The sequence below is a fragment of the Motilimonas pumila genome, assembly GCF_003596335.1.
GTDB lineage: Bacteria > Pseudomonadota > Gammaproteobacteria > Enterobacterales > CBDFNC01 > Motilimonas > Motilimonas pumila.
In genome coordinates, this window is sequence record NZ_QZCH01000014.1 from 1 (window position 1) to 25,060 (window position 25,060).

22 protein-coding genes are annotated in these 25,060 nt (G+C 38.8%); all 22 read left to right on the forward strand.

What is annotated here, in order from left to right:
• Window positions 1-83 (forward strand): EF-Tu C-terminal domain-related protein (locus D1Z90_RS11425; RefSeq protein ID WP_198419152.1); only part of this gene is annotated, 83 nt, incomplete at its 5' end.
• A gap of 117 nt (window positions 84-200) precedes the next feature.
• A complete protein-coding gene (rfbD, locus tag D1Z90_RS11430; protein ID WP_119910896.1) occupies window positions 201-1,079 on the forward strand; it encodes a dTDP-4-dehydrorhamnose reductase in 879 nt (292 codons plus the stop codon).
• A gap of 242 nt (window positions 1,080-1,321) precedes the next feature.
• On the forward strand, window positions 1,322-2,692 hold the full coding sequence (locus D1Z90_RS11435) for a phosphohexomutase domain-containing protein (protein WP_119910897.1): 1,371 nt from the start codon (window positions 1,322-1,324) through the stop codon (window positions 2,690-2,692).
• Complete coding sequence (locus tag D1Z90_RS11440; RefSeq protein WP_119910898.1) at window positions 2,682-4,088, forward strand: mannose-1-phosphate guanylyltransferase/mannose-6-phosphate isomerase; 1,407 nt, start codon at window positions 2,682-2,684, stop codon at window positions 4,086-4,088. The genes D1Z90_RS11435 and D1Z90_RS11440 overlap by 11 nt, the downstream gene beginning before the upstream one ends.
• A 191-nt stretch (window positions 4,089-4,279) precedes the next feature.
• Window positions 4,280-5,008, forward strand: coding sequence for an ABC transporter permease (locus D1Z90_RS11445; protein WP_158587110.1), 729 nt, complete (start codon window positions 4,280-4,282; stop codon window positions 5,006-5,008).
• Window positions 5,005-5,694, forward strand: a complete 690-nt coding sequence (locus D1Z90_RS11450; RefSeq protein WP_119910900.1) for an ABC transporter ATP-binding protein — start codon at window positions 5,005-5,007, stop codon at window positions 5,692-5,694. The genes D1Z90_RS11445 and D1Z90_RS11450 overlap by 4 nt, the downstream gene beginning before the upstream one ends.
• Before the next feature lie 261 nt (window positions 5,695-5,955).
• Window positions 5,956-6,627: a phosphoadenylyl-sulfate reductase gene (locus D1Z90_RS11455; protein WP_119910901.1), complete on the forward strand. Its 672-nt coding sequence runs from the start codon at window positions 5,956-5,958 to the stop codon at window positions 6,625-6,627.
• A gap of 13 nt (window positions 6,628-6,640) precedes the next feature.
• Window positions 6,641-7,579, forward strand: a complete 939-nt coding sequence (locus D1Z90_RS11460) for an NAD-dependent epimerase/dehydratase family protein (RefSeq protein WP_119910902.1) — start codon at window positions 6,641-6,643, stop codon at window positions 7,577-7,579.
• Window positions 7,580-7,587: 8 nt separating this feature from the next.
• On the forward strand, window positions 7,588-8,610 hold the full coding sequence (locus D1Z90_RS11465) for a polysaccharide biosynthesis protein (RefSeq protein WP_119910903.1): 1,023 nt from the start codon (window positions 7,588-7,590) through the stop codon (window positions 8,608-8,610).
• A 14-nt stretch (window positions 8,611-8,624) separates the two neighbouring features.
• Entirely contained in the window at window positions 8,625-9,776 is a 1,152-nt protein-coding gene (locus D1Z90_RS11470; RefSeq protein WP_119910904.1) for an NAD-dependent epimerase/dehydratase family protein, read from the forward strand.
• 87 nt (window positions 9,777-9,863) lie between these two features.
• Window positions 9,864-10,859: an NAD-dependent epimerase/dehydratase family protein gene (locus tag D1Z90_RS11475; RefSeq protein ID WP_119910905.1), complete on the forward strand. Its 996-nt coding sequence runs from the start codon at window positions 9,864-9,866 to the stop codon at window positions 10,857-10,859.
• A 7-nt stretch (window positions 10,860-10,866) separates the two neighbouring features.
• Entirely contained in the window at window positions 10,867-12,474 is a 1,608-nt protein-coding gene (locus tag D1Z90_RS11480) for a CgeB family protein (RefSeq protein ID WP_119910906.1), read from the forward strand.
• 21 nt (window positions 12,475-12,495) lie between these two features.
• Complete coding sequence (locus D1Z90_RS11485) at window positions 12,496-13,836, forward strand: glycosyltransferase (RefSeq protein WP_119910907.1); 1,341 nt, start codon at window positions 12,496-12,498, stop codon at window positions 13,834-13,836.
• A complete protein-coding gene (locus tag D1Z90_RS11490) occupies window positions 13,826-15,445 on the forward strand; it encodes a glycosyltransferase (protein ID WP_158587111.1) in 1,620 nt (539 codons plus the stop codon). Before D1Z90_RS11485 ends, D1Z90_RS11490 begins: the two co-directional genes overlap by 11 nt.
• 5 nt (window positions 15,446-15,450) lie before the next feature.
• Window positions 15,451-16,902: a sulfotransferase family protein gene (locus D1Z90_RS11495; RefSeq protein WP_119910909.1), complete on the forward strand. Its 1,452-nt coding sequence runs from the start codon at window positions 15,451-15,453 to the stop codon at window positions 16,900-16,902.
• A 145-nt stretch (window positions 16,903-17,047) separates the two neighbouring features.
• Window positions 17,048-18,973 carry an acyltransferase family protein gene (locus tag D1Z90_RS11500; RefSeq protein ID WP_119910910.1) on the forward strand — a complete coding sequence of 642 codons (1,926 nt, stop codon included), beginning with the start codon at window positions 17,048-17,050 and terminating at the stop codon, window positions 18,971-18,973.
• A gap of 41 nt (window positions 18,974-19,014) precedes the next feature.
• Window positions 19,015-19,674, forward strand: coding sequence for an SAM-dependent methyltransferase (locus D1Z90_RS11505; protein ID WP_119910911.1), 660 nt, complete (start codon window positions 19,015-19,017; stop codon window positions 19,672-19,674).
• Window positions 19,634-20,626, forward strand: coding sequence for a hypothetical protein (locus D1Z90_RS11510; protein ID WP_119910912.1), 993 nt, complete (start codon window positions 19,634-19,636; stop codon window positions 20,624-20,626). Before D1Z90_RS11505 ends, D1Z90_RS11510 begins: the two co-directional genes overlap by 41 nt.
• 102 nt (window positions 20,627-20,728) lie before the next feature.
• Window positions 20,729-22,135 carry a glycosyltransferase family 2 protein gene (locus tag D1Z90_RS11515; RefSeq protein ID WP_119910913.1) on the forward strand — a complete coding sequence of 469 codons (1,407 nt, stop codon included), beginning with the start codon at window positions 20,729-20,731 and terminating at the stop codon, window positions 22,133-22,135.
• 2 nt (window positions 22,136-22,137) lie between these two features.
• Entirely contained in the window at window positions 22,138-23,082 is a 945-nt protein-coding gene (locus D1Z90_RS11520; RefSeq protein ID WP_119910914.1) for a glycosyltransferase family 2 protein, read from the forward strand.
• Window positions 23,083-23,098: 16 nt separating this feature from the next.
• Window positions 23,099-24,064, forward strand: coding sequence for a sulfotransferase family 2 domain-containing protein (locus tag D1Z90_RS11525; protein WP_119910915.1), 966 nt, complete (start codon window positions 23,099-23,101; stop codon window positions 24,062-24,064).
• Window positions 24,064-25,059 carry a glycosyltransferase family 2 protein gene (locus D1Z90_RS11530; RefSeq protein WP_158587112.1) on the forward strand — a complete coding sequence of 332 codons (996 nt, stop codon included), beginning with the start codon at window positions 24,064-24,066 and terminating at the stop codon, window positions 25,057-25,059. Before D1Z90_RS11525 ends, D1Z90_RS11530 begins: the two co-directional genes overlap by 1 nt.
• The last annotated feature ends 1 nt before the right edge of the window (window position 25,060 follow it).

Genomic DNA, 25,060 nt, shown 5'->3' on the forward strand with positions numbered 1-25,060 from the left:
CAATGGATGAAGGTCTACGTTTCGCTATCCGTGAAGGTGGCCGTACTGTAGGTGCTGGTGTTGTATCTAAAATCTTCAGCTAATACTGAGATTTGATACTCACCTCAAAAGGTCGCTTAGGCGGCCTTTTTTTTATTCAAAAAAAGCCATATTGTGGTCAGCTTATTAGATTAAGTAGAACAAAATAGTTAGGAAAAACAATGAAAGTCGTGGTTACTGGAGCAAATGGTCAAGTCGGCCAAGAGTTATGTGCAAGAATAACAGCGCTAGGGTGGCAGCTCATTGCGTTAGATGTTGCGGGTTTAGATATTACCGACGAGCAAGCGGTGAGCGAGCTTTTATTAAAAGAAAGCCCAAATCTAGTCATTAACGCAGCGGCATACACTGCAGTAGATAAAGCCGAAGAGCAGGTTGATCTGGCGTATGCTGTCAATGAAAGCGGCTCCATAAACCTAGCAAAAGCGACCGCAACATTAAACATTCCATTGTTACATATCAGCACAGACTATGTGTTTGAAGGTAATAAAGAGGGGGTTTACCAAGAAACAGATGTAACAGGGCCGACCGGTGTTTATGGTAAAAGTAAGCTCGCAGGAGATGTCGCACTCGCAAAGCTAAACTCACAGCATATTATCTTGCGCACAGCCTGGGTATTTGGCCAACAAGGTAACAACTTCGTTAAGACCATGCTAAAGCTCGCCGATCGTGAAGAACTGGGTGTAGTCGCAGACCAATATGGCTCGCCTACCTACGCCGGTGATATTGCAGCTGCATTACTAACCATTGCTGAAAAGGTGCAAGCCGGTGAGCGTATCGCGTGGGGTGTATATCACTTTACAGGTTTGCCATATGTTAATTGGGCCGAGTTTGCTGAGTATATCTTTGAGCAGGCTAAAGCGCAGAAGTTGTTAACGGATACGCCAAAAGTAAACCATATCACTACGGCTGATTACCCAACACCCGCTACGCGTCCAGCTAACTCAAAGCTTGCATGCGGAAAAATACAGCAGGCATTTGGGATTGAGGCCAGTGATTGGCAAGCAGCATTGTTAACGCTTCATAAGTATCAAATTCACTAAACGTCATTCAAAACCTCTTGCGCAGAGCTAGAACAGAAGAGCTCTGCAAGAGTTGGTAGGAATTGCTTTATGTAAAGCGGCCTATAAATATCTAGCGCACAAATATTACTTTTCCATTGTTGTTTATGTGCTCCTCTATCATTCCCCCCTATACTTAAGACCAGTAAAGTATGAAAAACTGTTAAGATATTGATGCGTAACTCTATGTTGCAAATGGCGGTACTTAGATAGCGGAGGGTGACTTGCAAAAGCTTACATGTTTTAAGGCCTATGATATCCGGGGGAGGCTTGGTGACGAGCTCAATGAGGAAATTGCATACCGAATTGGTAGAGCTTATGGAGAAGTGATTAAGCCAAAGAAAGTTGTCATTGGTGCAGATGTAAGAGCCACAAGTGAGTCCCTAAAAAGTGCAACAATAAGGGGGCTAAACGATGCCGGTGTGGATGTCATCGATCTCGGAATGACAGGAACAGAAGAAATTTATTTCGCTACCTTTTTTTTGGAACTTGATGGTGGGATAGAGATAACAGCTAGCCATAACCCTATTGACTACAATGGCATGAAACTGGTTAAAGACAAAGCTCAGCCAATAAGTAGAGAATCTGGTTTAGACCAGATACAAGCACTTGCTGAAGCTGCCAACTTTTCAGCTATAAAAAAGCAAGGCCAGTCGAGAAAAAGCACGGTAATTGACGAATATATAAAACATATTTTGTCATATATCTCGTTAGCGAATATTACGCCTCTAACGCTTGTTGTTAATGCCGGTAATGGCGCCGCTGGCCATGTAGTTGATAAGTTAGAACGAATTTTTCTGGACCAAGATGTCCCAATTCATTTCATTAAAATTCATCATCAAGCCGATGCCAGTTTCCCCAACGGAATCCCAAACCCTCTATTGCCCGAAAATAGGTCTTCAACAAGCAAAGCTGTGATTGAACACAATGCAGACTTTGGCATTGCATGGGATGGTGATTTTGACCGCTGCTTTCTCTTTGATGAAAAGGGGCAATTTGTTGAAGGTTATTACATTGTCGGGTTACTTGCAGAAGCTTTCCTTACAAAAGAGCAAGGAGCTAAAGTCATTCATGACCCTAGGTTAACCTGGAATACGATAGACATTGCGCAGCAGTGCGGCGGACAAGCAATACAAAGTCAAACGGGGCATGCTTTTATTAAAGAGCGTATGCGTAAAGAAGACGCTGTCTATGGTGGAGAAATGAGTGCTCACCATTATTTTAAAGGCTTCTCTTATTGTGATTCAGGAATGATTCCTTGGCTACTTGTAGCCGAACTCGTTTGTATTAAAGGTGTACCATTATCAACAATGTTAGCGCAAAGGATCCAAGCTTATCCTGCGTCAGGGGAAATAAACCGAACCATTCTCTCCCCCCAACCGGCTATTGATGAAGTGAAAGCGGTGTTTGAGGGGGAAGCAATAGCAGTAGACCTCACTGATGGTTTAAGCATGGAGTTTAAAAGTTGGCGGTTCAACCTTCGAATGTCTAATACAGAGCCCTTAGTTAGGCTGAATGTAGAAAGCCGGGCAGATCAAGCGTTGATGGAACAAAAAACCAAACAGATATTAGGAATTTTAGACAATGCGAAATGATGTATTTCCCGTTATTTTATCGGGTGGCTGCGGCAGTCGACTATGGCCAGTATCGAGGAAACATTATCCAAAGCAATTTCTCAAATTAGCCTCAGAACACACCATGTTACAAGACACAGCTTTAAGGTTAAAAGGCTATAATTCACCCATAGCGGTTTGTAATGAAAGTCACCGTTTCATTCTGGCGGAGCAGCTACAACAAATTGGGCACCAACCTGCAGCCATTATCCTAGAGCCCGTGGCTAGAAATACAGCCCCAGCAATTGCATTAGCAGCACTGGCTGCGCAAGAGTTAAATGAAAACGCTATGCTAGTGGTGTTGCCGGCAGATCATGTAATCGAAGACCAAGAGGCTTTTCAATCCGCTGTTGAAGTCGCTTTAGAAGAAGCAAAAAATGACACGTTAGTCACTTTTGGCATTATCCCTACAAAGCCGGAAACTGGTTTTGGCTACATTCAGGCCCATGAACAAAAGACAACGGTGAGCAGGATCGCTCGATTTGTTGAAAAGCCTGATCAAAAAACCGCGCAAGCATACCTTGATAGTGGTGACTATTACTGGAATAGCGGCATGTTCGTTTTTAAAGCTGATGCATTTTTAAAGGAGCTGAAAAAGCATGATAATGCGATTTATCAAGCTGCAGCCTCAGCTTTTCAAAATGCGGCGTCTGATTTAGACTTTGTGCGTGTTAACAGCGATGACTTTATGCTTAGCCCAAATGACTCTATCGATTACGCCGTGATGGAAAAGACTGATAAAGGCATGGTCTTACCCATTAATGTGGGCTGGAATGATGTAGGTTCTTTCTCTGCAATCTGGGATATTCGTGCGAAAGATGCAGCGGGAAATGTGCAAATGGGAGACGTAGTTAACATAGATTCAAACAATTGCTTAGTGCAATCTGAAAATCAATTTATTGCGACAATCGGCGTTGATGATCTCATTGTGATAGGCACCAAAGATTCTGTTTTAGTGGCCCATAAAGATAAGGTTCAAGATGTAAAAAAAGTCGTGCAATACCTTGAGCAAACAAAGCGCTGTGAGCATTTACTGCACAGAGAGGTACATCGGCCCTGGGGCAAGTACGATTCAATCGATAATGGCAAGCGCTACCAAGTGAAGCATATAACGGTGAAGCCAGGTGCTTCTTTGTCACAACAAATGCATCACCATAGAGCAGAGCATTGGGTGGTAGTTTCAGGCACCGCCATTGTCGAAATTAATGAAAAAGAGCAGTTGTTATCAGAAAACGAGTCCGCGTATATTCCCTTGGGAGCAACCCATCGGCTTACCAACCCTGGTAAGATTAACCTTGAGCTCATCGAAGTGCAAAGCGGCAGCTACCTAGGCGAAGATGATATTGTTCGGTTTGATGACGTATTTGGGCGAAATTAACTGGCTTAGCCTGGGCCGATTGATTTGGCACTTATCTTGAATCAATGCAATAACGGTGAGCGGTCGCAAGGCTGTAGTTTGTACTTGAAATCTCATGGCGCTGCTATTAGCATGCTTCGCTTAAGATGTCAGATAGTAAGAAGCGCATGAGGCTCTCACAAGCAATTCCTTTAATTCATGTTCAAGCATGCATGAAGCTCAAGTCACAAGCCAACACACTGGTATTTAGTTACCTATGGTGGGTGTTAGAGCCACTATTATTTGTCCTGCTATTTTATTTCGTGTTTAAGCATGTATTAAACCGTGGGGGAGATGATTACTTCTTATTCCTCATGATGGGGAAAATTCCCTTCTTGTGGTTTTCTAAGGCCGTCAACTCTGGCGCAATGAGCATTCAACAAAACAAAGGCCTCATTAGCCAGCGGGTTATTCCTAAAGTCATATTCCCCTTAGTAAACTGTCAAGAAGCGTTATACAAACAGGCGTTTGCATTTTCTATACTAATAGTATTTCTTGTAGCCAATGGTCATCATGATGTGTTGAATTGGTGGCAAGCCATTCCCTTAATCATACTGCAGTACTTATTAATTGCGGGGGTCGCGGTGTTGTTCTCATGTTTTGCGACATTTGCGCGCGATTTTACCGTAGTAATAGGTATGTTTATGATGTGTTTAATGTTTACGTCGGGTATTTTCTGGGATGTAAATACCATCCAAGATCCCGCCTTGAGAGATTTGCTACTTATGATAAACCCATTAGCCGCTATCATTGATGGCTATCGGAAAGTCTTTATGTACCAAGAACTACTGAATTTAAAGTACATGTTGTGTGTTTTGGCGTGGTCGATTACAACCTTTGGGGTGGGGTATTGGGCGCTTAATCGTTACAGTAACACATTAACAAGAAGGTTATTTGCGTGACGCTACCTATCATTAATGTCAACAACGTAACAATCGAATACACTTCTAGGGTCGGCTTTTTTAAGCGCTTTAAGCATAAAGCATTGGATGACGTTAGCTTTGAAGTTCAACCTGGAGAGGTGTTTGGCATCCTAGGGGGAAATGGTTCAGGTAAGTCTACTTTGCTTAAGGTACTCGGCGGCATTCTTCACCCTGATGAAGGTGAAATACTCGTTAAGCCAGGGGTTTCTAGAGCCTTGCTGTCCTTGGGCTTAGGCTTTAACCCCGAGCTAACCGGGGAAGATAACGCAATAATTAGTTCAATGTTAAATGGATACAGCAAGAAGCAGGCGCAAGACTTGTGTAAAGATATTGCTGAGTATTCAGAGTTGGGCCATTTTTTCTACCAGCCGGTTAAAACCTACTCTTCTGGAATGAAGTCTCGCTTAGCTTTCTCAACTGCAGTATTGACAGAAGTTGATGTGCTGCTCGTTGATGAAGTTCTAAGCGTAGGCGATAAAAAGTTTAAACAAAAAGCGCAAGAGACATTGTCTGAAAAAATAAAAGGGCATCAAACAGTGGTCTTTGTTTCGCACAGTGAGCAACAAGTTAGAAAACTGTGTGACAGATCAATTTGGTTAAAAGATGGTGTCCTGCAAGCTTATGGACCAACAGCCGAAGTGATTTCAAAATACAATAATGGTTGAAGGCTTCAATGTTGCTTTCATCAGTAAAATCAAAAAATACACCCGCATGCAAGGTGCAAGAGAATTTATTGATAAACCTTTGAAGCTACGCATTGCTGACAAGCTTGTTATCATTCATAATTTGCACCCGCTAATATAGCTGAATAACTGAGATGGGCTTACGTAGATGCTTGTGTGCAGTTACGTATGTGGCGCGTGTTGCTATTAATTGATTTTTAGTTTTCCCGTACACCGTATCTTCAATTTGTAGGAATAATATCTATGACTAATGAAATATCTGCTGCAAGTAATAGGATTGTAAGCAAGATAGATGAATTAATAGATTTAGATAAAAAAATATTCATAACGTCATCATTTCAAACTCAAAGTTTACCCTTGTTACATATCATCTCCCAAGCTAAAAAAACGGTGCCGGTAGCATTTATCGATACAGGATACCTTTTCCCTGAAACGTACAAGTTTAAAGATTACCTCGTGGAACGTTTGGGTATAGAAGTGGTATCGCTTACTAGTAATGTCAGCATGTTAGAACAAAAATCTAGCAACGGCGATTTGCTGTTTCTGACCAACACCGAAAGATGCTGTCAGTTAAATAAAGTTGATGTGTTGCAAGAGTACTCAAAGAACTTTGATATTTGGGTGAGCGGTGTGCGTGCTGATCAAAGCAAAACCAGAAGTCATTTAAAAGAGTTTCAAACTAACACCAATGGTACTACTCGCTATCACCCTATGCTGCCTTGGACATCAAAAATGGTGTTTGATTATAGAAAACTGCATAACTTGCCTGAACATCCCCTTGAAGCTAAAGGTTATTTGAGCGTAGGGTGTATGCCTTGTACAAGCACTTACCTTGAAAGTGTTGGTAGCGAACGGAGTGGTCGTTGGCAAGGCATGAAAAAAGAAGAATGTGGATTACATACAAATTTAGCTTGATTAGGTTGAAAAATTGAAAGTATTGATTACCGGCGGCGCAGGGTATATAGGCGCAAATTTAACCAGTGAGTTATTGCAAGATTGCAAAATTGCTAAAGTGACAATTTATGACAATTTTAGTCGTCAAAACTTTAATTGTTTGTCTCTTTTAAAGAACAGAGATGATGATAAGCTAAGTCTAACTCATGGTGAAATCTTGGATGGCGAGGCAATTGCGGCTCAGGTAGAGCAAGCTGACTGCATCATTCACTGTGCAGCTGTCTCCAAAACTCATTATAACGGCGAAAACCCACACTTATTTGATCAAGTGAATCACTGGGGCACGGCTAATTTAGTACGAGAGTTATCCAAGGCAACAAGTCGTAAACGGGTTATCTTTGCAAGCAGTGGTGCTGTGTATGGCAGTACGTCTTCGACAGTGACGGAAGAACAAGAAGCTCACCCTACAACTTCTTACGCCAATTCAAAATACCATGCTGAGCAGCAGATTCGTCGTTTAGAAGGCTCTCATGATGTAAGCACCTTAAGAGTAGGCAGTGTTTTTGGGTTTGGCATAGCAACCCGGTTTGACTCCGTTATCAATAAGTTTTTTTTGAATGCGACCTTAGGTCGCCCAATAACCATCGAAGGCAACGGTGAGCAACGTAGGCCGTTTATTGCGATAAATGAAGTAACAAAACTATTGCACATGCTTATCCATAATTCGGAACATACTGGGTTATTCAACGTTAACACGCATAACTGGAGTATTAACGAAATTGCTCATGGGTTTTTAACTGAATTTAAAGATCTAGAGATTCAATACGTCAATAGAAGTGAAAAGTTACAAGATATAAATATGCAAGAAACCGCAATCGTAAAGAATGTTATATCTGAATACGAAAATAAAGATTTTATAAGCTATTTGCTTGAAATGAAAAAAAGCTTTGATGCCGTCGAAGCCAATTTATAGGAAAAGAAATGTATTTAAGTGATAAGAATATTTTAGTAACCGGTGTTTGTGGCACGGTAGGCAAAGAGCTTGTAAAACAAATTTTGTCTGGCAAGTTCGGTAAAATTAAAGAACTTGTTGGTATAGATAACAACGAGTCTGAGTTATTTTTTACACAACAAGAGTTCGGTTCAAAAACGGCTAATTTTTACTTACGTGACTTACGTGATTACGGTGGTGTAAGAAATGTAATGGAAGGCATTGATATTGTTTTTCACGCGGCAGCTCTGAAACACGTAGGTATTTGTGAGATTTCACCCAATGAAGCCGTCAGCACCAATATTGTTGGCCTGCAGAATTTAATTAAAGCAGCCAAGTGCTCACAAGTAGAGCGGTTTATTTTTACTAGCTCTGACAAAGCGGTAAACCCTACTAACGTAATGGGAACCTCTAAGTTGATGGGTGAGCGCTTAGTATCTGCGGCAAATAACTCAAGAGAAAACAAAGGCACCATTTTCACATCGACACGGTTTGGTAATGTACTGGGCTCTAGAGGCTCGGTAATCCCAATTTTTAAGAAGCAGATCCAAAGTGGCCAAAGTGTCACTTTGACTGACCGCGAAATGACGCGCTTTATTATGACAATTGATGAAGCTGCTAATTTAGTTTTAGACTCAGGGCAACTTGCGGTAGGAGGAGAAGTCTTTATTACCAAAATGCCGGTGTGTCGGATTGAAGATATTGCAAATGTTATGGTGGATGTATACGCAGAGCAAGGCATTATTTCAGAGAAGCCAGCAGTGACTGAAATTGGTGTGAAGCCGGGAGAAAAGCTATACGAAGAGTTGATGAGTCATGAAGAAATGCACCGTTCAATAGAAACGAAGCAGTATTTTGTGGTAAAGCCAGCTTTTAGAGATATGTACGATTTTGAATACAAGTATGACAACGTAGTGAGCGAAGAGGTTAATAACCCATATAACTCATCAGAAGAGCCTGCAATGTCAGTTGATGAGCTTAAGGCATACTTATTAAAGCATTCGATTATTTAACTTAAGGTAAAAAAATGAAAGTTCTAATTTTAGGTGGTGATGGGTATTTAGGCTGGCCAACGGCGATGTACTTCTCTGAGCGTGGACATGAAGTGGCAATTCTGGATAACTATCTACGCAGAAATTGTGCTCGCGACACTGACATGGAAATTCTTTACCCTACGCCGAATATGCATGAGCGAGTAAGCATTTGGAAAGAACATACTAATAAAGATATAGAAGTGTATGTAGGCGACTTAAACGATTGGGATTTCACTTCAAAAGTATTTGCAGAGTTTAAGCCTGACACGGTTGTTCACTATGCTGAACAGCCTTCAGCCCCTTATTCTATGTTGAATACAGACACCGCACGGCTGACCCTAAATAATAATATTGGGGCTACAGGTAACGTCATTTTTGCCATGAAAGAGCATTGCCCAGAAGCGCATTTAATCAAGCTGGGTACCATGGGTGAATACGGTACACCAAACATTGATATTGAAGAAGGCTGGTTAGACATTGAGCATAATGGTCGAACCGGTAAGTTCTTATTTCCTCGCCAAGCGGGCAGTTTGTATCACACCACAAAAGTGATGGATACCGACTTATTGTGGTTTTACGTAAGGACCTGGGGCCTTCGAGTCACCGACCTTATGCAAGGGCCTGTTTATGGCATTTTCACAGATGAAAATAAAGTTGACGAGCGCTTACTACCTTGTTTTGCGTATGACGAAATTTTTGGCACTGTGCTGAATCGTTTCATGGTACAAGCCGTAGCTGGCTATCCTTTAACGGTTTATGGTAAAGGTGGTCAAACCCGAGGTTACCTCAACATAAAAGACACCTTACAGTGTATCTATCTAGCGGCGCAAAACCCTGTTGAGAAAGGTGACTTAAGGATCTTCAACCAGTTTACTGAGACCTTCTCTGTAAACCAGTTGGCTGAAAAAGTGCAAACTGTAGGCCAACAAATGGGGCTTGATGTTGAAGTGAAAAGCATTGAAAACCCAAGAAAAGAAATGGAAGAGCACTATTACAATCCAAAACACACAGGTCTATTAGAGCTAGGCTTAGAGCCGAACTATTTAACTGACGAAGTGCTAGCCGAAGCGATGGAAAAAGTGCTGAAACACAAAGACGCTATTTCAGAGAATCGCATTTTCCGCGGAATCAAGTGGAATAAATAAGAGTTGAAGTAAAGGCACCCTGAGTCACATCGTGGCTTGGGGTGCTTTTGTTTTTGCGTAACAAAGAACAGTAATAGGGAAAAGACATTGAAAAAGTTAAATTGGTTGATTACGGGTGGTTTAGGTTTTGTGGGGCGCACACTCATTGCCGAATTATTGAAGCAAGATTTAGCGCAGGCTATTCGCGTTGTTGATAATTTTTCTACCGGCTCGCCAAGTGATTTACAACCTGTGACCGACTTTTCTTTAGTTACGCTAGATAATATTTCTGCTATGTCTGCTCACTCTGGCATTGAAGTGGTTAAAGCCGATATTAGAGATGCAGAGCCAGCCGTAAAAGTCACAGCAGGAGCGGATGTAATTATCCACCTAGCAGCCAATACCGGTGTACAGCCTTCTATTGAGTCGCCACGCTTAGACATGGAGTCTAACGTGATGGGTACGCTTAATTACCTCGAGGCAGCAAGACAAAACCAAATCAAGCAATTTGTACTGGCATCATCTGGTGCACCTATTGGGGAAGCTGAGCCGCCTATCACGGAAAAGTCACCGTGCCGCCCAATATCGCCTTATGGTGCCAGTAAGTTAGCTGGTGAAGCTTACTGCTCTGCATATAATGGCAGCTTTGGCATCAATACTATTGTGCTTAGATTTTCAAATGTGTATGGCCCACTTTCGGGCAAAAAAGGCAGTGTGGTTGCTAAGTTTATCAAACAAGCTTTGGCTGGGGAAACTTGGACGATAAATGGCAATGGTGAGCAAACTCGTGACTTTATTTATTCTCAGGATCTAGCCAAAGCGGTGGTTAAGGCTGCATATCATCCTAAAGGTGGAGAAATCTTCCAGGTAGCCACGCAAGAAGAAACCAGCGTCAGAGAGTTAGCTGACCTGTTGTCTGCTCAAATAAAAGAAGTTTTTGAATTGGAAGTTACCATTGATTATGGCGAGCCATTAATTGGCGATGTGGCAAGAAATTTTGCTGATATTACACATTCGAAGCAAGTGCTCGGCTGGCAACCAGAGGTTAAGCTCGCTACGGGAATTGTTGATACGCTAAATTGGTTTAGAGAGAAAAATAAGTAGCGATAAAATGAAAAGATTTAATAAAAGTGAAGTCGTTTCTGATTTTTATCTCAAAGAAGAAATCTCATACTTTAATCCAGTTGATCCAGAAAGGATTAAAATGGAAAAGAGATTTCTAAAAGTGGGGGCGATTGTTAGCGATAGGCTAGCTGATGGTTTAGAACCTGAAGTTGATCTTCACTTTCTATTGGAAGAAACTTGGAAAGGCTCTGTTAGTTATAGTGACTTAGACTTTATTCTCATTGAATCTTGTTTAGAAGATTGCTTTGGAAACTGGAAAGGGGAAATATCAAATTTTAAAAAAACAAATGAACTTTCCGAATTAATTGCTCATGCTAGAGAAAAAAGAATACCTGTGGTGTTTTGGTTTACAGCAGATAATTTATACCACAACCTCTATAAGGGAGTTGCAAGTGAAAGTGACTTCTGCTTTTGTGCTGACGAAATAGAAAAAGAAAAGCTAATATCTGATGGAGTTGGTTGTGATATTTTATTGCCTGCTGTTCAGTTTAAAAGCTTTAATCCTATAAAAAAATATAATGTTAATTCTGACTTTTTTGTTAGTGAAAACTTAGTGTCAGTAGTCAAAAACCGCAAAGAAAATGAAGAGATACTGAAAAATTACTCCCAGCTTAATGGCGTTTTATCTGATCCTAGAGCTAGTTTATCCTATGAGGATACACAATATATTCCGAAAGAAGTAATACTTGGTCGAGTTAGAAAAAAAACTAGAAAAAAGCTACTCAAAGAATCTTTGGCTTACGTTATTTTCAATGATAAAGATACTTCGAAGACGGAGCAGGCATGGCGAGCACTAGATGCAGCAGCATCAGGTGCACCTCTACTCATAGAATCAGGGTTAGAAGAACGTTTTGAATTTCTGCAGGGGTTTTCTCAGGTTTTTGAAAAAACAGACCATTTATTTCTAGAGTTGCTTAGAATAAAAAGAGATAAAAAATATCATAATATTAGAAAGAAGGAAGTTTGGAATAAAAAGCTGTTCGAAAATTCTTTCTCTGAAAGACTAGAAAGTATTTGCAAAAAAATTGATTTCTACTTACCTACTTCTTCATGCATAAAAGCTAATTTTTATTCTAAAATTGATAGTTTATATTCTATTAAGTCGACGATTAGCAAATATGATTCAATCGATTTTGATGGAAAATCACTAACAATTTATACTTCTGAAAATTCTATTTTAACAGAGCTGTCGGAAAAAGTTTCTGACAGGGACGATATTATAATTGAGTTTTACCCCGGAGAAGTTTACGAAGGGCATATCATAAACTCTATTGCTTATAAATCTAATTGTGATTACTTGGTTTTTATGGATAGGGATATAGAAGTACTAAATGTCTTTATAGAAGACTTTAAACGTTATATTTGTTTTTCAACTTTTGATATTTCAGTCAAGCTGAGAGATATTGATTATCGCTCTGATTGGCTTATGTACAATTCGGAAACGAAAAATGAAAAGAGCATAATTGACATTTACTCGTTAAAAATTGATTTCTTGAAAAAAAATCCATTCCCTGAATCTTTTATTGGAGATGTAGAGACTCTCTACTGTAAAAATGTCTCGCAGGATGTAGATGCTTCAATCCTTGTCTTTTAACAGCTTAAATCGAGGTATTAATTGAAAGTTTTTATATATTGTCAGCCACTAGCAGCCGGCAAGGGTGGCATGGAAAAAGTGGCAACAAACTTAGCAAACTATTGGGCTGCTAAAGGTTGGGAAGTATACGTTGGGTTTATGAGTTACCCGAAGAAAGGACGCTTAAAACCAGCTTATGATGTATCTAGAGCTATAAATCTAGTTCCTTGGGATAGAGAAGAAAGCTCCATATTCGACTATAGAGAAGTCGTAGGTAACATCAATCCAGATGTGTTTCTGGCATTTGGTTGTTCACATACCGCTTTAGATATTGCTTATATTCTTGATAATCAAAATATTCCTTACATTATTCATGAAGGAAGTAACCCTGAGAGAATTATTGAAAACAATTGGGCGAGACCATTAGGGTTGTCAAAAGTTGAAGCTATGTGGCAGAGGGAGCTACTTCTCTCTAGAGCTGATGCAATAAGGTTGACTATGTCTAATTATAAGGCATCTATTCCTGAAGAGTTCCAATATAAGGTTCGTGCATTCCCTAATGCATTCAAAGTGAAAAGTTTCACTTTAGATAATAAAATATCAGAAGATGCACCTGTTAGAATTATAAATATTGGGGGGTTAAAGAAGAATAAGAATATTTTCCCTTTATTAGAAGCCATGCTAATTTTAAAGAAAGAATACAATAAATCTCTACAACTTTCAATATTCTCGAATAGCAACCAGAAAGACTACATAAAAAAAATATCAAATTTTATCAAAATAAACGGCTTGACCGACTGTGTGTTATTGGAAGGTGAAACTAATAATATTGATAAAGAGTATTTGAAAAGTGATATGCATATTATTACCTCATTATCAGAAGGGCTAAGTTCGTGTGTTGCCGAAGCTATGTGTCATGGTATTCCAAGCATTGGTATAAAGAATGTTCCTGGTGTTGATGGCTTGATAGAGCATGATGTGAATGGCATTTTAGTCAGTAATAATAATTTACCTATTGATTTAGCCAGAGCCATTATGAAATTGTTAGATTCGTCGGAATATAGAGCGAAATTAGGAGCTCAGGCAAAGGAAGATGCAAAGATATTTAGCCCAGAAAAGGCTTATAAGAATTGGGAAGAGTTAATAGATTTAGCTATTGAGAATAGGTTTTCAAAAGCGAAATCCAATGCTTCCTATGGGATTCTTCAGCAACATTATGACTCAGTTCGCTATGATTTTTATCTAAGAAAATATGGGGTAAAAAGCCTGGATATTTTGAATGGAGAAAAGCGGACATACCAAAAACCTTACTCAAATAAAGAAGAATTCTTGAGGTTTAAAAGACATGAAGTCACACTTCGGTGGAGTGAATATGAATTCTAAATTTAAGTTACTGCTTTTTGCCGCAGGTAAATTAGATAAAATCGGGGGGATTCAACGTTCTTATCAAATTTTACTTAACTTTTTAATAGAAAACGGATGGGATATAACGCTAGTTGGATTTTGGGAAGGGAGAGAATATGATAGAAATAAACTGAGTTACTCTCTTTCTAATAAAATTAAAATTAAAATAATAAATTATGGCTTCGAAACCAATGATTTGAAAGAAGTTGAAAAAGTTAAAAATATCATAAGGGAAGAAAGTCCCAGTATATCCTTGATTGTCAACAGTAGTAGAGTCGGTCTCTCGTTCGCTCAAATTTTGAATGAAATGAATGAGAGCTATGTGTATTCGATTAGAGGGAGCTCGGAATATTGTCTAAAATATCTTTGGCCGTGTAGAAAATCACTAGAAGTGGTTTTTCAAGCATCTAATTATAGCCATGTCCTAATGCCTTCATATGCAGATTTTTTTCCTAAAGATATTAAAGAAAAAATACGTGTTATTCCAAGTCAAATTGAACCAGCCCAAGTTATGGCTAATGTTGCTGATAAAAATTCGGATGAGGATTTTGTTATTCTTTATTCAGGGCGATTTTCATTTGAGAAAAGAATTGATTTACTAATTTCGGCTTTTAGCATGATAAAAGACTCGAACCCAGAGTGGAAGTTATTACTTGTTGGAGATGGACCTGAAAAAGAGTCCTTAATCAACCTAGTAAAGGATCTTAGTTTATCTACCCATATTAGCTTTTTGTCAGTTAATAATACTGAGGCTATGTATGATATCTACCCGAGAGTACATCTTAAAGTCCTCCCCTCTGAGCAGGAAGGATGTCCAATGGCTTTAAGAGAAGCTATGGCTCATTCAATACCTGTCATTGCTTTTGAAGAGTGCTCAGGAGCAAATGAAATTATCGAGCATAATAAAAATGGGCTGCTAGTTGGCGGAGGAGATAGAGTTAGTAACTTAGCACAAGCAATTGAAGTACTTATTCACTCGCCTGAATTAAGAGAAACTATGGGAGGTAATGCACTTGAGACTTCAAGAGAATATGATCCCGAGATTATAAATAAAGCTTGGGAGAAGCTAATTTTAGATGGAATGCAAGCTGAGAGTAATTACTCGAAAGAAATGATTTCATCTAGAGCTGAAGCGAAGCATACTCTGAGAAAGTTTAGTGAGTCCGAAAAATATTGGAATCATTATTTGTTTGAGCGCGATAAAACGGTCTTTGAAAACCATAAAGATGATTACTACCTAGTTTTTGGTAGCACATTTTTTGATCATGTTTACTACTTGGAAAACTATGTTGATGTAAAAAGGAGCGGAGAAGATCCCTTACTTCACTATATTAGTGTTGGCTGGAAATGTGGGTTTAACCCTTCAGAAGAGTTTTCAACAGAAAAATATATAAAATACTATATGGATGGTGATGCGAAGGGGCTATGCCCTCTCACTCATTATTTAGAAGTCGGGCGTTTTTCGGGTGCGAGAGCTATTTTTGTTTCCTCTGGTTATTATACTAAATGGCCACGAAGAAGAAGAACATGGAAGCAGAATAAAAAAGATCCATACTTGACAGTTTTTAACAAAAATTTAAAAAAGTAAAGGCAATGAAATCTAAACGAAACACTGTTGTTTTAGTCGTTGGTTCTGGTAGGTCTGGAACTTCTGCCGTAATGAGCACATTAAGTGAGATAGGCTGTTTTATATCAAGTAATTTAATTCCAGCTCAATATGAAAATCAGCGCGGATATTTTGAGAATGTTAGTGTAGTCAATTTTAACAAAAAAACCATAAGTGATATAAACTCTGATTCAAGTTTTTTGTTACCAAGCCAATTGGAGTCTCTTCAAGTTAGCGATTACGCAGTAGCGTTACGAAAAGTTCTTGCAAAAGAAGGGTTTACCGATAAGAAGATGACCGCGATTAAAGACCCTCGAATTTCTACACTTTTCCCTATTTATAGAAAAGCTCTAAGTAGCTCTGATCTAAAAGTTGTCCTCGCTATTCGAAATCCAGCCTCAGTTGTTGAGTCTCAAAGAAAGGTGAGCATGCAAAAAACAATAGATATAGAGTTAGTTTGGTTAATAAGAAATGTACAAGTTCTGACTCAAACTGCTTTAGATTGCTTTATTTTACACTATGAAGATCTCGTGAGTGTAAATAAAGATATTCATATAAGTGCTCTCTCTAAATATATAGGTGGATCTCACTGCTTAGATAAACCAGTGTCCTCTATAGATGAAAAATTGAATCGAGCACAGTTTATTACTCAGTATGAATGCTCACCGTTAGTCAATTATTTATACAGTTTACTTATTCTGTGTAAAGGAATGGAAAGAAAGGTACACAAGAAAAAATTAATATTATTGTTAAGCTACATTCGAAAAGAGTTCGACAATAGCTACGATGGAAATTTAGAGTTGTTTGGTGAAAGGATGGAAAAAGTAATGAACCTAGAGGTGGATAGCTCTAATGAAGTAAATGAAATAATGAATTTAGATTATTCTGGTATTTCTGAAGAAGAGCTTAATGAAAAGGAGAAGGAAAATAAGCAACTCAGATACGACCTTTCAGAAATGCTAGAAAAATATCAAGCACTTCTATCAGAAAACCGCGAGCTTTCAGCTTCAGTTGATGAGTATCGAGCAGCCGTTATTAAATTTAAAAGTAATGATGTATTGGTTCCTCCTTCTCCCGCAAAAAAGTGCCAGAATGAAAATGTTAATAGTGTAATTTCTGGAGAGAAAAATTCATCTTCAAAAGAAAAAAAATCGCTTCCTTCAACTAGAAAAAGTGAGGTTAGAGATAAGAAAATATTGAACTGTTTATATGAGTCAATTTACATCTTTTTCTCTAGAGAGTTCGATTCAACCTGGTATAAGAATCAATACCCGGACCTAAAAAATTACAAATTACCTGTTGTTTATCACTATGTTTGCCTTGGCGCTAGTGAAGGTAGAGAGCCGAATGGGAATTTCAACAGCAAGGTTTTTAAAAAAGAAAACACTGGTTTAGATTTTAAGCTACATACACCTCTTTATTATAAATTAAAATTTTAATTTTAATTTTGGAACTGATTGAACAATGAAATGCTGATGTTGATGATGTCAGAGCTTGAAATATTGAACTTGTGGTTCTTTATCATGCGGGGTTTAGTTTTTTACACTTGTAATGTAGCTGTGTGATTTTATTAGTGAAGGAATAATGGAATTTTTAAGTAAAGTAAATGGCTGTTATAGAAATGATGTTCAAGCTCTTAGAGCTTTTTCTGTATTTTTAGTCCTTATTTTTCACGCAGAACCAAGCTGGCTGCCCGGAGGGTTTTTAGGTGTAGATATTTTCTTCACGATTTCCGGGTTTGTCATATATCGAATTTTGGTTAATGGAATTTACGATAATTCATTCTCCTTTCCGAAGTTCTATGCACGTCGAATTACTCGTCTTCTTCCTGCTGTTTCCGTTACTATACTTCTTTCCGTCGTTCTCAGTGTTATAATTCTGCCAAGCGAATTAGTTAGGGAATCGGTGAACTCAGCTGTTTGGAGTTTTTTTTCATTATCTAATTTCTACTTTTACTTTGATAGTGGCTATTTCTCTTCGGAAGCACTTGATAAACCTCTGCTTCATCTTTGGAGTTTAGGTGTCGAAGAACAATTCTATTTATTCTTTCCTTTAGTTTTATTTCTAGCATTTAAATTAAAAACTAGCTTTAGAATGGTTGTTTTTTTCATCTTATTCTTGTCAAGCTTGTCACTTTCAATCTATCAATCGATGTACTTTCCCGAGGCTGCTTTCTTTTTGCCTTTATCTCGTGTATTTCAATTTATGCTTGGAATGATAGGCGCACACCTATATTTTAAAGGTAATACAAGAAATCTGAGCTTTTATTGGCTTACAGTTGTTGTGATGATTACTTTTCTTGCTTTCTTCTATTTTGATGAAACTTTGTTTCTTCCTGGTTGGAGAGCACTAATCCTTGGTCTATTAGTAGTTTCGTTGCTTGTAATAGGTGGTAGTATTCCAGCTGACTCCTGGGTGAATCGTAATCGTTTGTTACAATACTTTGGAAACGCATCCTACTCTATATACCTAGCTCATTGGCCTGTTGCGGTTTTCCTAGACTATAGATATGCCGGTACTGATTCAACCTTACTGGGTTTTTCAAAGTTTTTTTTAGGTCTAATGCTTGGCTGTGCTTTATATCATTTAGTTGAAAAAAAATGCAGAGGGATGAATTTAAAGAGTGTTTTTATCTACTTAATCGCATTTCCTTTTCTTCTCACTTTTATTGCTTTTGTTTTTATTCTTTCAGTAGAAAATGACGATACAGTTGTTGATGTAGAAGTAAAAAGTGATATAAATTCTTTTACTATTATCGGGGATAGCCATGCCCGAGTTTTCTCTTTTTCCGATCTCTATATTGGCAGTAAAGAAAAAATACTTCACTGGTACCCTGGTTGCGCTCCACTTTTTGATGTGTATAAAATTTACAATGTTAAAGCAAATATTGGAGCTGTTAAGACCGAAAAGTGTATAGCTAAGAAGGCAGCCTGGAAAGACGAACTTGACAAGGCTCAAACTTCAGAAATTAGCTTAATCGCTTCGAGGTGGGATTTTTACCTTGGAGAACGTTCCGATGATGCCCCTTTTTTCAGACGGGATATACTTAAAAGTATGGATTGGGTTGGGATGACTGTGGTAGAACAACCTTGGCGAAAAGGTTGGAAGGATGAGAATATGAAACTCCTTACCACTGGTTTATATAATTTATTAAGCAGTATGAAGAGCGAAAAAATTGTGCTGGTTGGACAAGTGCCACTACAATTTAAGAAATCTGTAAAATGTGCAAAAAAGATGCTTGAAGATACGAAAAGTATCAATATAAACAAAAGCTGTAACGCTATTAGTAGGGAAACATTTAATAATTCTAATGTGACTATATCGGCACTGCTTAAAAAAGTTGCTGGGAGTTATGAGAATGTGATTTTAGTTGAACCTGGTGATATTTTCTGTGATTCAGATATCTGCCCTATCGTCAAAAACGGAAAGCTAATCTACTCTGATAACAACCATTTATCACAATATGGTGTCAATGTTGTCTTAGAGCATGCAATGGCAATGTTTAACTAATTAGTTTACTTACTTCTTATAATTGAGTTTCGGAGTTTTAAATGAATAAAAAGAGTGTCAGTGTTGTTGGTGTTTCAAATGGGGACCTGAGGTATATTACCCAAGATGTGATTAACATAATTTCAGGTGCTGACTATATCTATGTTATGGCTGGAGAGAACTCATGGATGTATCATTTTGCGACTGAAAATAGCAATGCAAAAGTTATAAGGTATCTTCCAAGCACTCTGGAATGGGCAAAATGGCATAATGATGAGGTTCTAGACCAAGTATCTGATGATATCTGTGGGTTATCTGACGATTTTAACATTGTTTTGTTACTTGCCGGTGATACCACAATCTATAGTAATTTCTCTCCTTTAGTTAGTAAATTTGAACAGTTAAATATTCCTTTCTCGCTGCAACCAGGCATGTCTTTTATGAGTGTAGCAATGGCGGAAGCTAAAATTGTGTTACCCGAGGGAGCCTCGATGTTAGTAACTAAGCTAGAACATGGAAGTGAATTAAAAAATATAAAACAGTATGCAGATGTCGTTACTTTGTATAACCCGAATAAAACCGAACTATTAATAGAGCATGTTTTAGCCCTTAAACCAAAGGTCGCAAAATGTGTAGTCGTTGGCGTAAATGGCAAGAAAACTATAGTTAAGGATATAAGCTTTGAAAGTAAAATTTCTGGTATTGTTATTTTGGTTTTTTAAGTTCTTTTTGACTTTTTTTACGGCTAAACCGAGTGCCTATAAAAACAGGAAGTTCTACTTTCTTACTTCTGATAAATTTTTTATTGTTGGGTTTTTCTATCTTAAATCATTCAGGCTGGAAACAATTCTTGGGTGCTCGGAGTTTTCGAGTCTAGACTTTAGAGCTCTTTTTCCAATCAACAACGAGAAACTATTACTCTCTATAAAAGGTTTCGATAGTGGGGATTATGGAAGGACATATCTTGTCGATATTAAAAGTAATAGTTCTACTTTAGTCCTACCCTATTGTGTTTGGGGAGTTGATAGTCATAATGGTGACTTATTTTGTGGTGTCTACCATGAAATTAATGAACCAGGCGGTGTTTGTAAAGTATTCTCATCTGAAGACTTTGGTCGAACATGGCACGATATCACTCCGCAACAGTGGCTTGGTCAAAATCACGTGCACAATCTTAGAGTAGATGTTGAAAGGAATTTGTTAGTAGCTAATTTAGGTGACGTGGATGCATTTTCCGGAGCTTGGGTATTACCTCTTCAGTTTCTAGAAGGCAATGACCGTTCTATAACTAGAGAAAAATGGGTCAACACATTTTGTGAGATATCTATTGGCACACAATTTATTGGCTATGCGCGCATAGGCAACAAAGCTTTTCTTTCTGATGATACGGGACCAAGAAAAAACCCTGCACGAAATGGCGTTTATAGCGTGGATTACTCTACCGGTGGTTTCGTTCCTGCATTTATCATTGAGCCCGATTTTGGTTGGGGTTGCTTCTTCCTAGAGCCTTTCTGGGGGGGGCTCTTAGTTGCCGTTAGACCGATAAAAGGAAAAGGAGGCCTGTTTTATTCTAGCTGTGGAAATAAATGGCATTGCCTATTAAGTATTCCTGAAATGAATGTGAAAGACTGGCGAAGTAATAGAGTCTTAGCGTACTTCCCTCGTATGCTCTGATTGACCTTATTCCGAAAAATTATAACAATCAATATGGTAGTCGTATTTCTAATGAAATAGAAATTCAATTCTATTTAACTACTTTCTGCTTTGTGAGTGTCTATGTCGATAAGTGTAATAATTCCATGCTTTAATGCTGAGGCTACGATAAAGCGAGCATTTGAAAGTGTAAAAAATAACCAAGTTGCTACTACAGTTATTTTTGTCAATGACTGCTCTTCGGATGATTCGCTTACAGTCGTGAAGCGACTAATGAGCGAACATGAAGATATACTGCTTATCAATAGTAATATCAATCATGGAGTTAGTCGCTCCCGCAATTTAGCATTGGATATACTTCCCGTTGAGTCAGATTTTGTTTACTTTTTAGATGCCGATGACTGGTTGGAAGATGGAGCGTTAGACCTTCTCCACTCTATTGCTGTAAAAGATCATGCTGATGTGACTTTAGGTAAAGTGCGTACTTTCAACGGTCATGCTTTTAAACCTCATATTTACAATGAACATTTCTTAAACTCGTCAAAACAACTCACAGATATCAATGAGTTTCCTGAGCTGCTTCTTTGCCCAACCTTAAGTAATCGCTTAATAAAAGCAGACTTAATTCGAAAACTAAACTTACGGTTCGTCGAAAAGCGTTATTATGCAGAGGACTTCCACTTCTCTTTACGGCTAATGCTAGCTGCTTCAAACATATCGATTATTTCTGAAACAGTCGTTAATCTTGAGGATCTTGGGGCTGATGCTAAAAACACATCACTTTGGAATACCTCTTCACCAGAACGGGCTTGGAACACACTGGCGTCGATTAAAGATATGCACCAATTCATCGAGGAAGGCAGCCACAGCCATCTAAGGGATGTTATTTTGTACCATTCCCTTTACCGACTCCCAAGAAACTTGATCACTATGTCGAGTAGTTCAGAGTGGAGTAAGTATTGTGATGAGGTTAGGGGTTGGGCAGCTAAAGAATCCCTAATAAATGTGCCTTCGTCTATTCGTTTTAACCGATATTGTAAGTCGGCTTCGTTAGTTTCCCTTTTTCTCTTAACCATGGTGCTTAGCGGTAAGGACGACGAAGCAGCGCTATTTTGCAAAGCTAATGATGAAACAAAAAGAAGTTTACTCCTCAACTTCTTCCGTGAATGTAACTTGATTTCATGGGAAAATGGCAAGGTTGTCAGCCGGGACTATTTTTTTGCTGCCAACGAAGCTTACGTAGATAGGAAGAAAAATAGCTTTTTTCAACAGTTACTTCAGTTAAGGTATTTCTTTAAAATTAAGGAGTCTGGACTGTTTCAGAGTCGCTATTATGTTTCCTTAAATAATCTTAAAGGGCTGTGGGCTTTTTTTCCCCTGTTTCATTATCTTTTAACGCATAAAAATGGCACTTGTCATACGGCGAAAATGTTTAATGACAATGATTACTTGATGTTAAGACAAGATGTCGCGGAATCTGGGACAAGCCCTCTCGGGCACTTTCTAGAATATGGAATACTGGAACTATAATTATGCTAAATCAAGGCAATGTTGCGGTAGAGCACAAGCCACTCGTCTCTGTTGTCACGCGCACTAAGAATAGACCTCTTCTCTTACAGCGTGTTTTTGAATGTCTGTTGCAGCAGTCTTTTTCGTGTTTCGAGTGGGTAGTTGTTAATGATGGAGGCATTTCAGCACCTGTCACAGAAATTTGCCATGCGGCAATAGCCAAAGGGTTAACAGTTACCTGCATTACTCATGAAACTTCCAAAGGAATGGAAGCAGCTTCAAACGTTGGTGTTAAAGCTGCTATGGGAGAGTTTATTGTTATTCTTGATGACGATGATACTTGGCGTCCCACTTTTCTTGAAAAAATGGTCTCCGTTTTAAATGCTAACCCTTTTTCTGTGGGAGTTGTTTCACAATCTAATAAGATTGTTGAAGAAGTCTCTGAAACACAAGTTACTACTTTGTCTGATCTTCCTCTAAATCCTGATCTTAAATCGATAAGCCTTGCAGATTTAACGGTGCAAAATCAGTTTCAAACCAACGCATTTTTATATCGGAAGCATTTCTATGAGGAAGTGGGAGGATACAATGAAGACATGCCTGTTCTTGGAGACTGGGATTTCAACTTACGGATGGTTTTGTTGGGTGAAATCGTAGTACTGCCAGCGCCGTTAGCGAATTATCATCATCGAGCGAGTCAAGTAAACAGTAGCTCTAGCTATGATAATAGCCAGATCAACTTGCACCATTACTGGGATGCAAAGTATCGTAATGACGCTATTCGTAAAGATATAAAAAATAACTGTGTTGGCTTAGGTTTTTTATTGGCGCAAGGCAAGCAAAGCCAAGTAACTTATCAAGATCTTGAAAAGCTAAGGATCGTAGGTGCTTTTTACCAAGCCCTATATGGCTTGTTTGATAAGTTAGGCATCAACCGCTTGTATCGCGCATTGTTTAACAAAGGGTAGGGATTTAGCTATTGTTATGTCTATATTAAATCGTTTGATGAAGAAGGGAAAATCTCGATTTTTTGTTCATATCCCTAAAACGGCAGGAACCAGTTTTCGTAAAGCTTTAGAGCAGAATTCTAATGTAATCAGTGATTATTCTGCTGCCGATCCGCAAACCTCAAAGGTTTTTCATCAAACCCTCTACAAGAATCAAGATAAGTACGCTTTTGCTTTACGCTTAAAAAAGATGCGTAATACTGTTATTTCAGGCCATATGCCTCTGGCCAAATACAGTCCGTTTGTGGGGATCGAAAATTGTGTGGTTTTTTTACGTGAACCATCAGAACGTTACATTAGTCATTATAAGCACATTGTACGTACTGAATACCCTAACTTAAGTATTCAAGAGTTTCTAGCGGATGCAAACAATACAGATTTAATGAGCCGTTTGATTACGCTTGAAGGGCTATATTCTATTGGCTGCATAGGCCTGACAGAGAGATATAATGACAGCCTTGCGCTGATCAGCAAGCTGTGGGGGGAAGTGTTACCGCGACTTACTGAGAATTGCGCCGTTAATTTCCGGCCTTTAAAAAGTGAAGAAGACTTATCACTATTTTCTGAACAGATCGCCACGGCTAATAAGCGAGATTACGCACTGTATCACGTGGCTTGTAAGTTATTCGAAAATAGCATGTTCTTTCGTCAAAAGGGGGTTTTAGACCGCCGTGCATTTGCTCAGTTAAACGCTCGCCGCGGAGTGATTCAAGGGTGGGGCTTTCTTATTGGTTCCCAGGACGTGCTGGAGATTAACCTTGATATTAATGGCAAACAGGTAGCAGTAAAGAAATGCTTTAAATTTCGACCTGTATTAAAAGGCAAAGGCTTCCCCAGAGAGGGCTGTGTCAGTTTTGATTTTAAACATACTTTATGCCCAGGAGATCAGGTAAGCATAAAAGATGTTGAAACAGGCCGAGTATTATTTGAAGGGTGCGTATAGTGTATACACAGGCTAAAGTCGTTGTTTTATTGGCTGCTTATAATGGTGGGAAATATATTCGTGAGCAGTTAAAAAGCATCCTAGAGCAAGATTTTTCTGGCCATATAAAGGTGATAGTTCGGGATGATAACTCCCGCGATGATACTGTTACGATTGTTAATAGCTATCTAGATTTACCTTCCAATCGCAGTATCACTTTGATACAAAACCCTGACTCTGAACATGGCCATCTAGCGAACTTTTCAGCGTTATGTCAGATTGGCCTCACAACAGAGAGTGAGTACTTTGCTTTCGCTGATCAAGATGATGTCTGGCATAAGAATAAGATAAGTCGTATGTTTGCGCTTATGCAAAGTGAACTGAAAGGCAAAGATAACCTCGTACCTATAATGATCCATAGCGACCTTAGAGTGGTGGATGAGGCTCTGAATCAACTCTCTCCTTCCTACATTAAATACCAAGGTTTACCCGACCCTGATGCTCAGCTATTCCCTACTATATTACGGCAAAATGTTGTTACAGGCTGCACTACCTTTTTTAACCGGGTGTTGTTAGAAAAAGCCTTTCCGGTCCCACAGGGGTTAGTTGTTCATGACTGGTGGTTTGCATTATGGGCGAGGTTTTACGGTAAACTCATTTATATTGATGACGCGACTATCGATTATCGGCAACATAATTTAAATGCTATTGGTGCACAAGAGTTTATGGGGGGGCCTGATTACACGAGTTATAGATTCTACAAACTGCTGTTTGAGTTTCCGCGACTATTTCAAAAGTCTATCAAGCAAGCTATTGTTTTTAAAGAGAGAGCTTCCGCATTCTCCTCTGAGTCGGAGCTCGCTCGTGCTGGGATATCAGAGTACGCTGACTTTAATAACTTAACGACAAAAAAACGCATAGCGATGATTGATAAGCTCTATCCTGTTAGCATTTCGAAAAAAGAGAAGCTCTACTTAATGGTTGTATTCACTTTAATGCCTTGGATTAAGCCTTAGC

What these genes read in the sequence shown, in the direction of transcription:
- rfbD (WP_119910896.1), top strand. Translation starts at nt 201, where the DNA reads ATGAAAGTCGTGGTTACTGGAGCAAATGGTCAAGTCGGCCAAGAGTTA.
- D1Z90_RS11440 (WP_119910898.1), top strand. Translation starts at nt 2,682, where the DNA reads ATGCGAAATGATGTATTTCCCGTTATTTTATCGGGTGGCTGCGGCAGT.
- D1Z90_RS11445 (WP_158587110.1), top strand. Translation starts at nt 4,280, where the DNA reads ATGAAGCTCAAGTCACAAGCCAACACACTGGTATTTAGTTACCTATGG.
- D1Z90_RS11455 (WP_119910901.1), top strand. Translation starts at nt 5,956, where the DNA reads ATGACTAATGAAATATCTGCTGCAAGTAATAGGATTGTAAGCAAGATA.
- D1Z90_RS11465 (WP_119910903.1), top strand. Translation starts at nt 7,588, where the DNA reads ATGTATTTAAGTGATAAGAATATTTTAGTAACCGGTGTTTGTGGCACG.
- D1Z90_RS11470 (WP_119910904.1), top strand. Translation starts at nt 8,625, where the DNA reads ATGAAAGTTCTAATTTTAGGTGGTGATGGGTATTTAGGCTGGCCAACG.
- D1Z90_RS11480 (WP_119910906.1), top strand. Translation starts at nt 10,867, where the DNA reads ATGAAAAGATTTAATAAAAGTGAAGTCGTTTCTGATTTTTATCTCAAA.
- D1Z90_RS11490 (WP_158587111.1), top strand. Translation starts at nt 13,826, where the DNA reads ATGAATTCTAAATTTAAGTTACTGCTTTTTGCCGCAGGTAAATTAGAT.
- D1Z90_RS11495 (WP_119910909.1), top strand. Translation starts at nt 15,451, where the DNA reads ATGAAATCTAAACGAAACACTGTTGTTTTAGTCGTTGGTTCTGGTAGG.
- D1Z90_RS11500 (WP_119910910.1), top strand. Translation starts at nt 17,048, where the DNA reads ATGGAATTTTTAAGTAAAGTAAATGGCTGTTATAGAAATGATGTTCAA.
- D1Z90_RS11505 (WP_119910911.1), top strand. Translation starts at nt 19,015, where the DNA reads ATGAATAAAAAGAGTGTCAGTGTTGTTGGTGTTTCAAATGGGGACCTG.
- D1Z90_RS11515 (WP_119910913.1), top strand. Translation starts at nt 20,729, where the DNA reads ATGTCGATAAGTGTAATAATTCCATGCTTTAATGCTGAGGCTACGATA.
- D1Z90_RS11520 (WP_119910914.1), top strand. Translation starts at nt 22,138, where the DNA reads ATGCTAAATCAAGGCAATGTTGCGGTAGAGCACAAGCCACTCGTCTCT.
- D1Z90_RS11525 (WP_119910915.1), top strand. Translation starts at nt 23,099, where the DNA reads ATGTCTATATTAAATCGTTTGATGAAGAAGGGAAAATCTCGATTTTTT.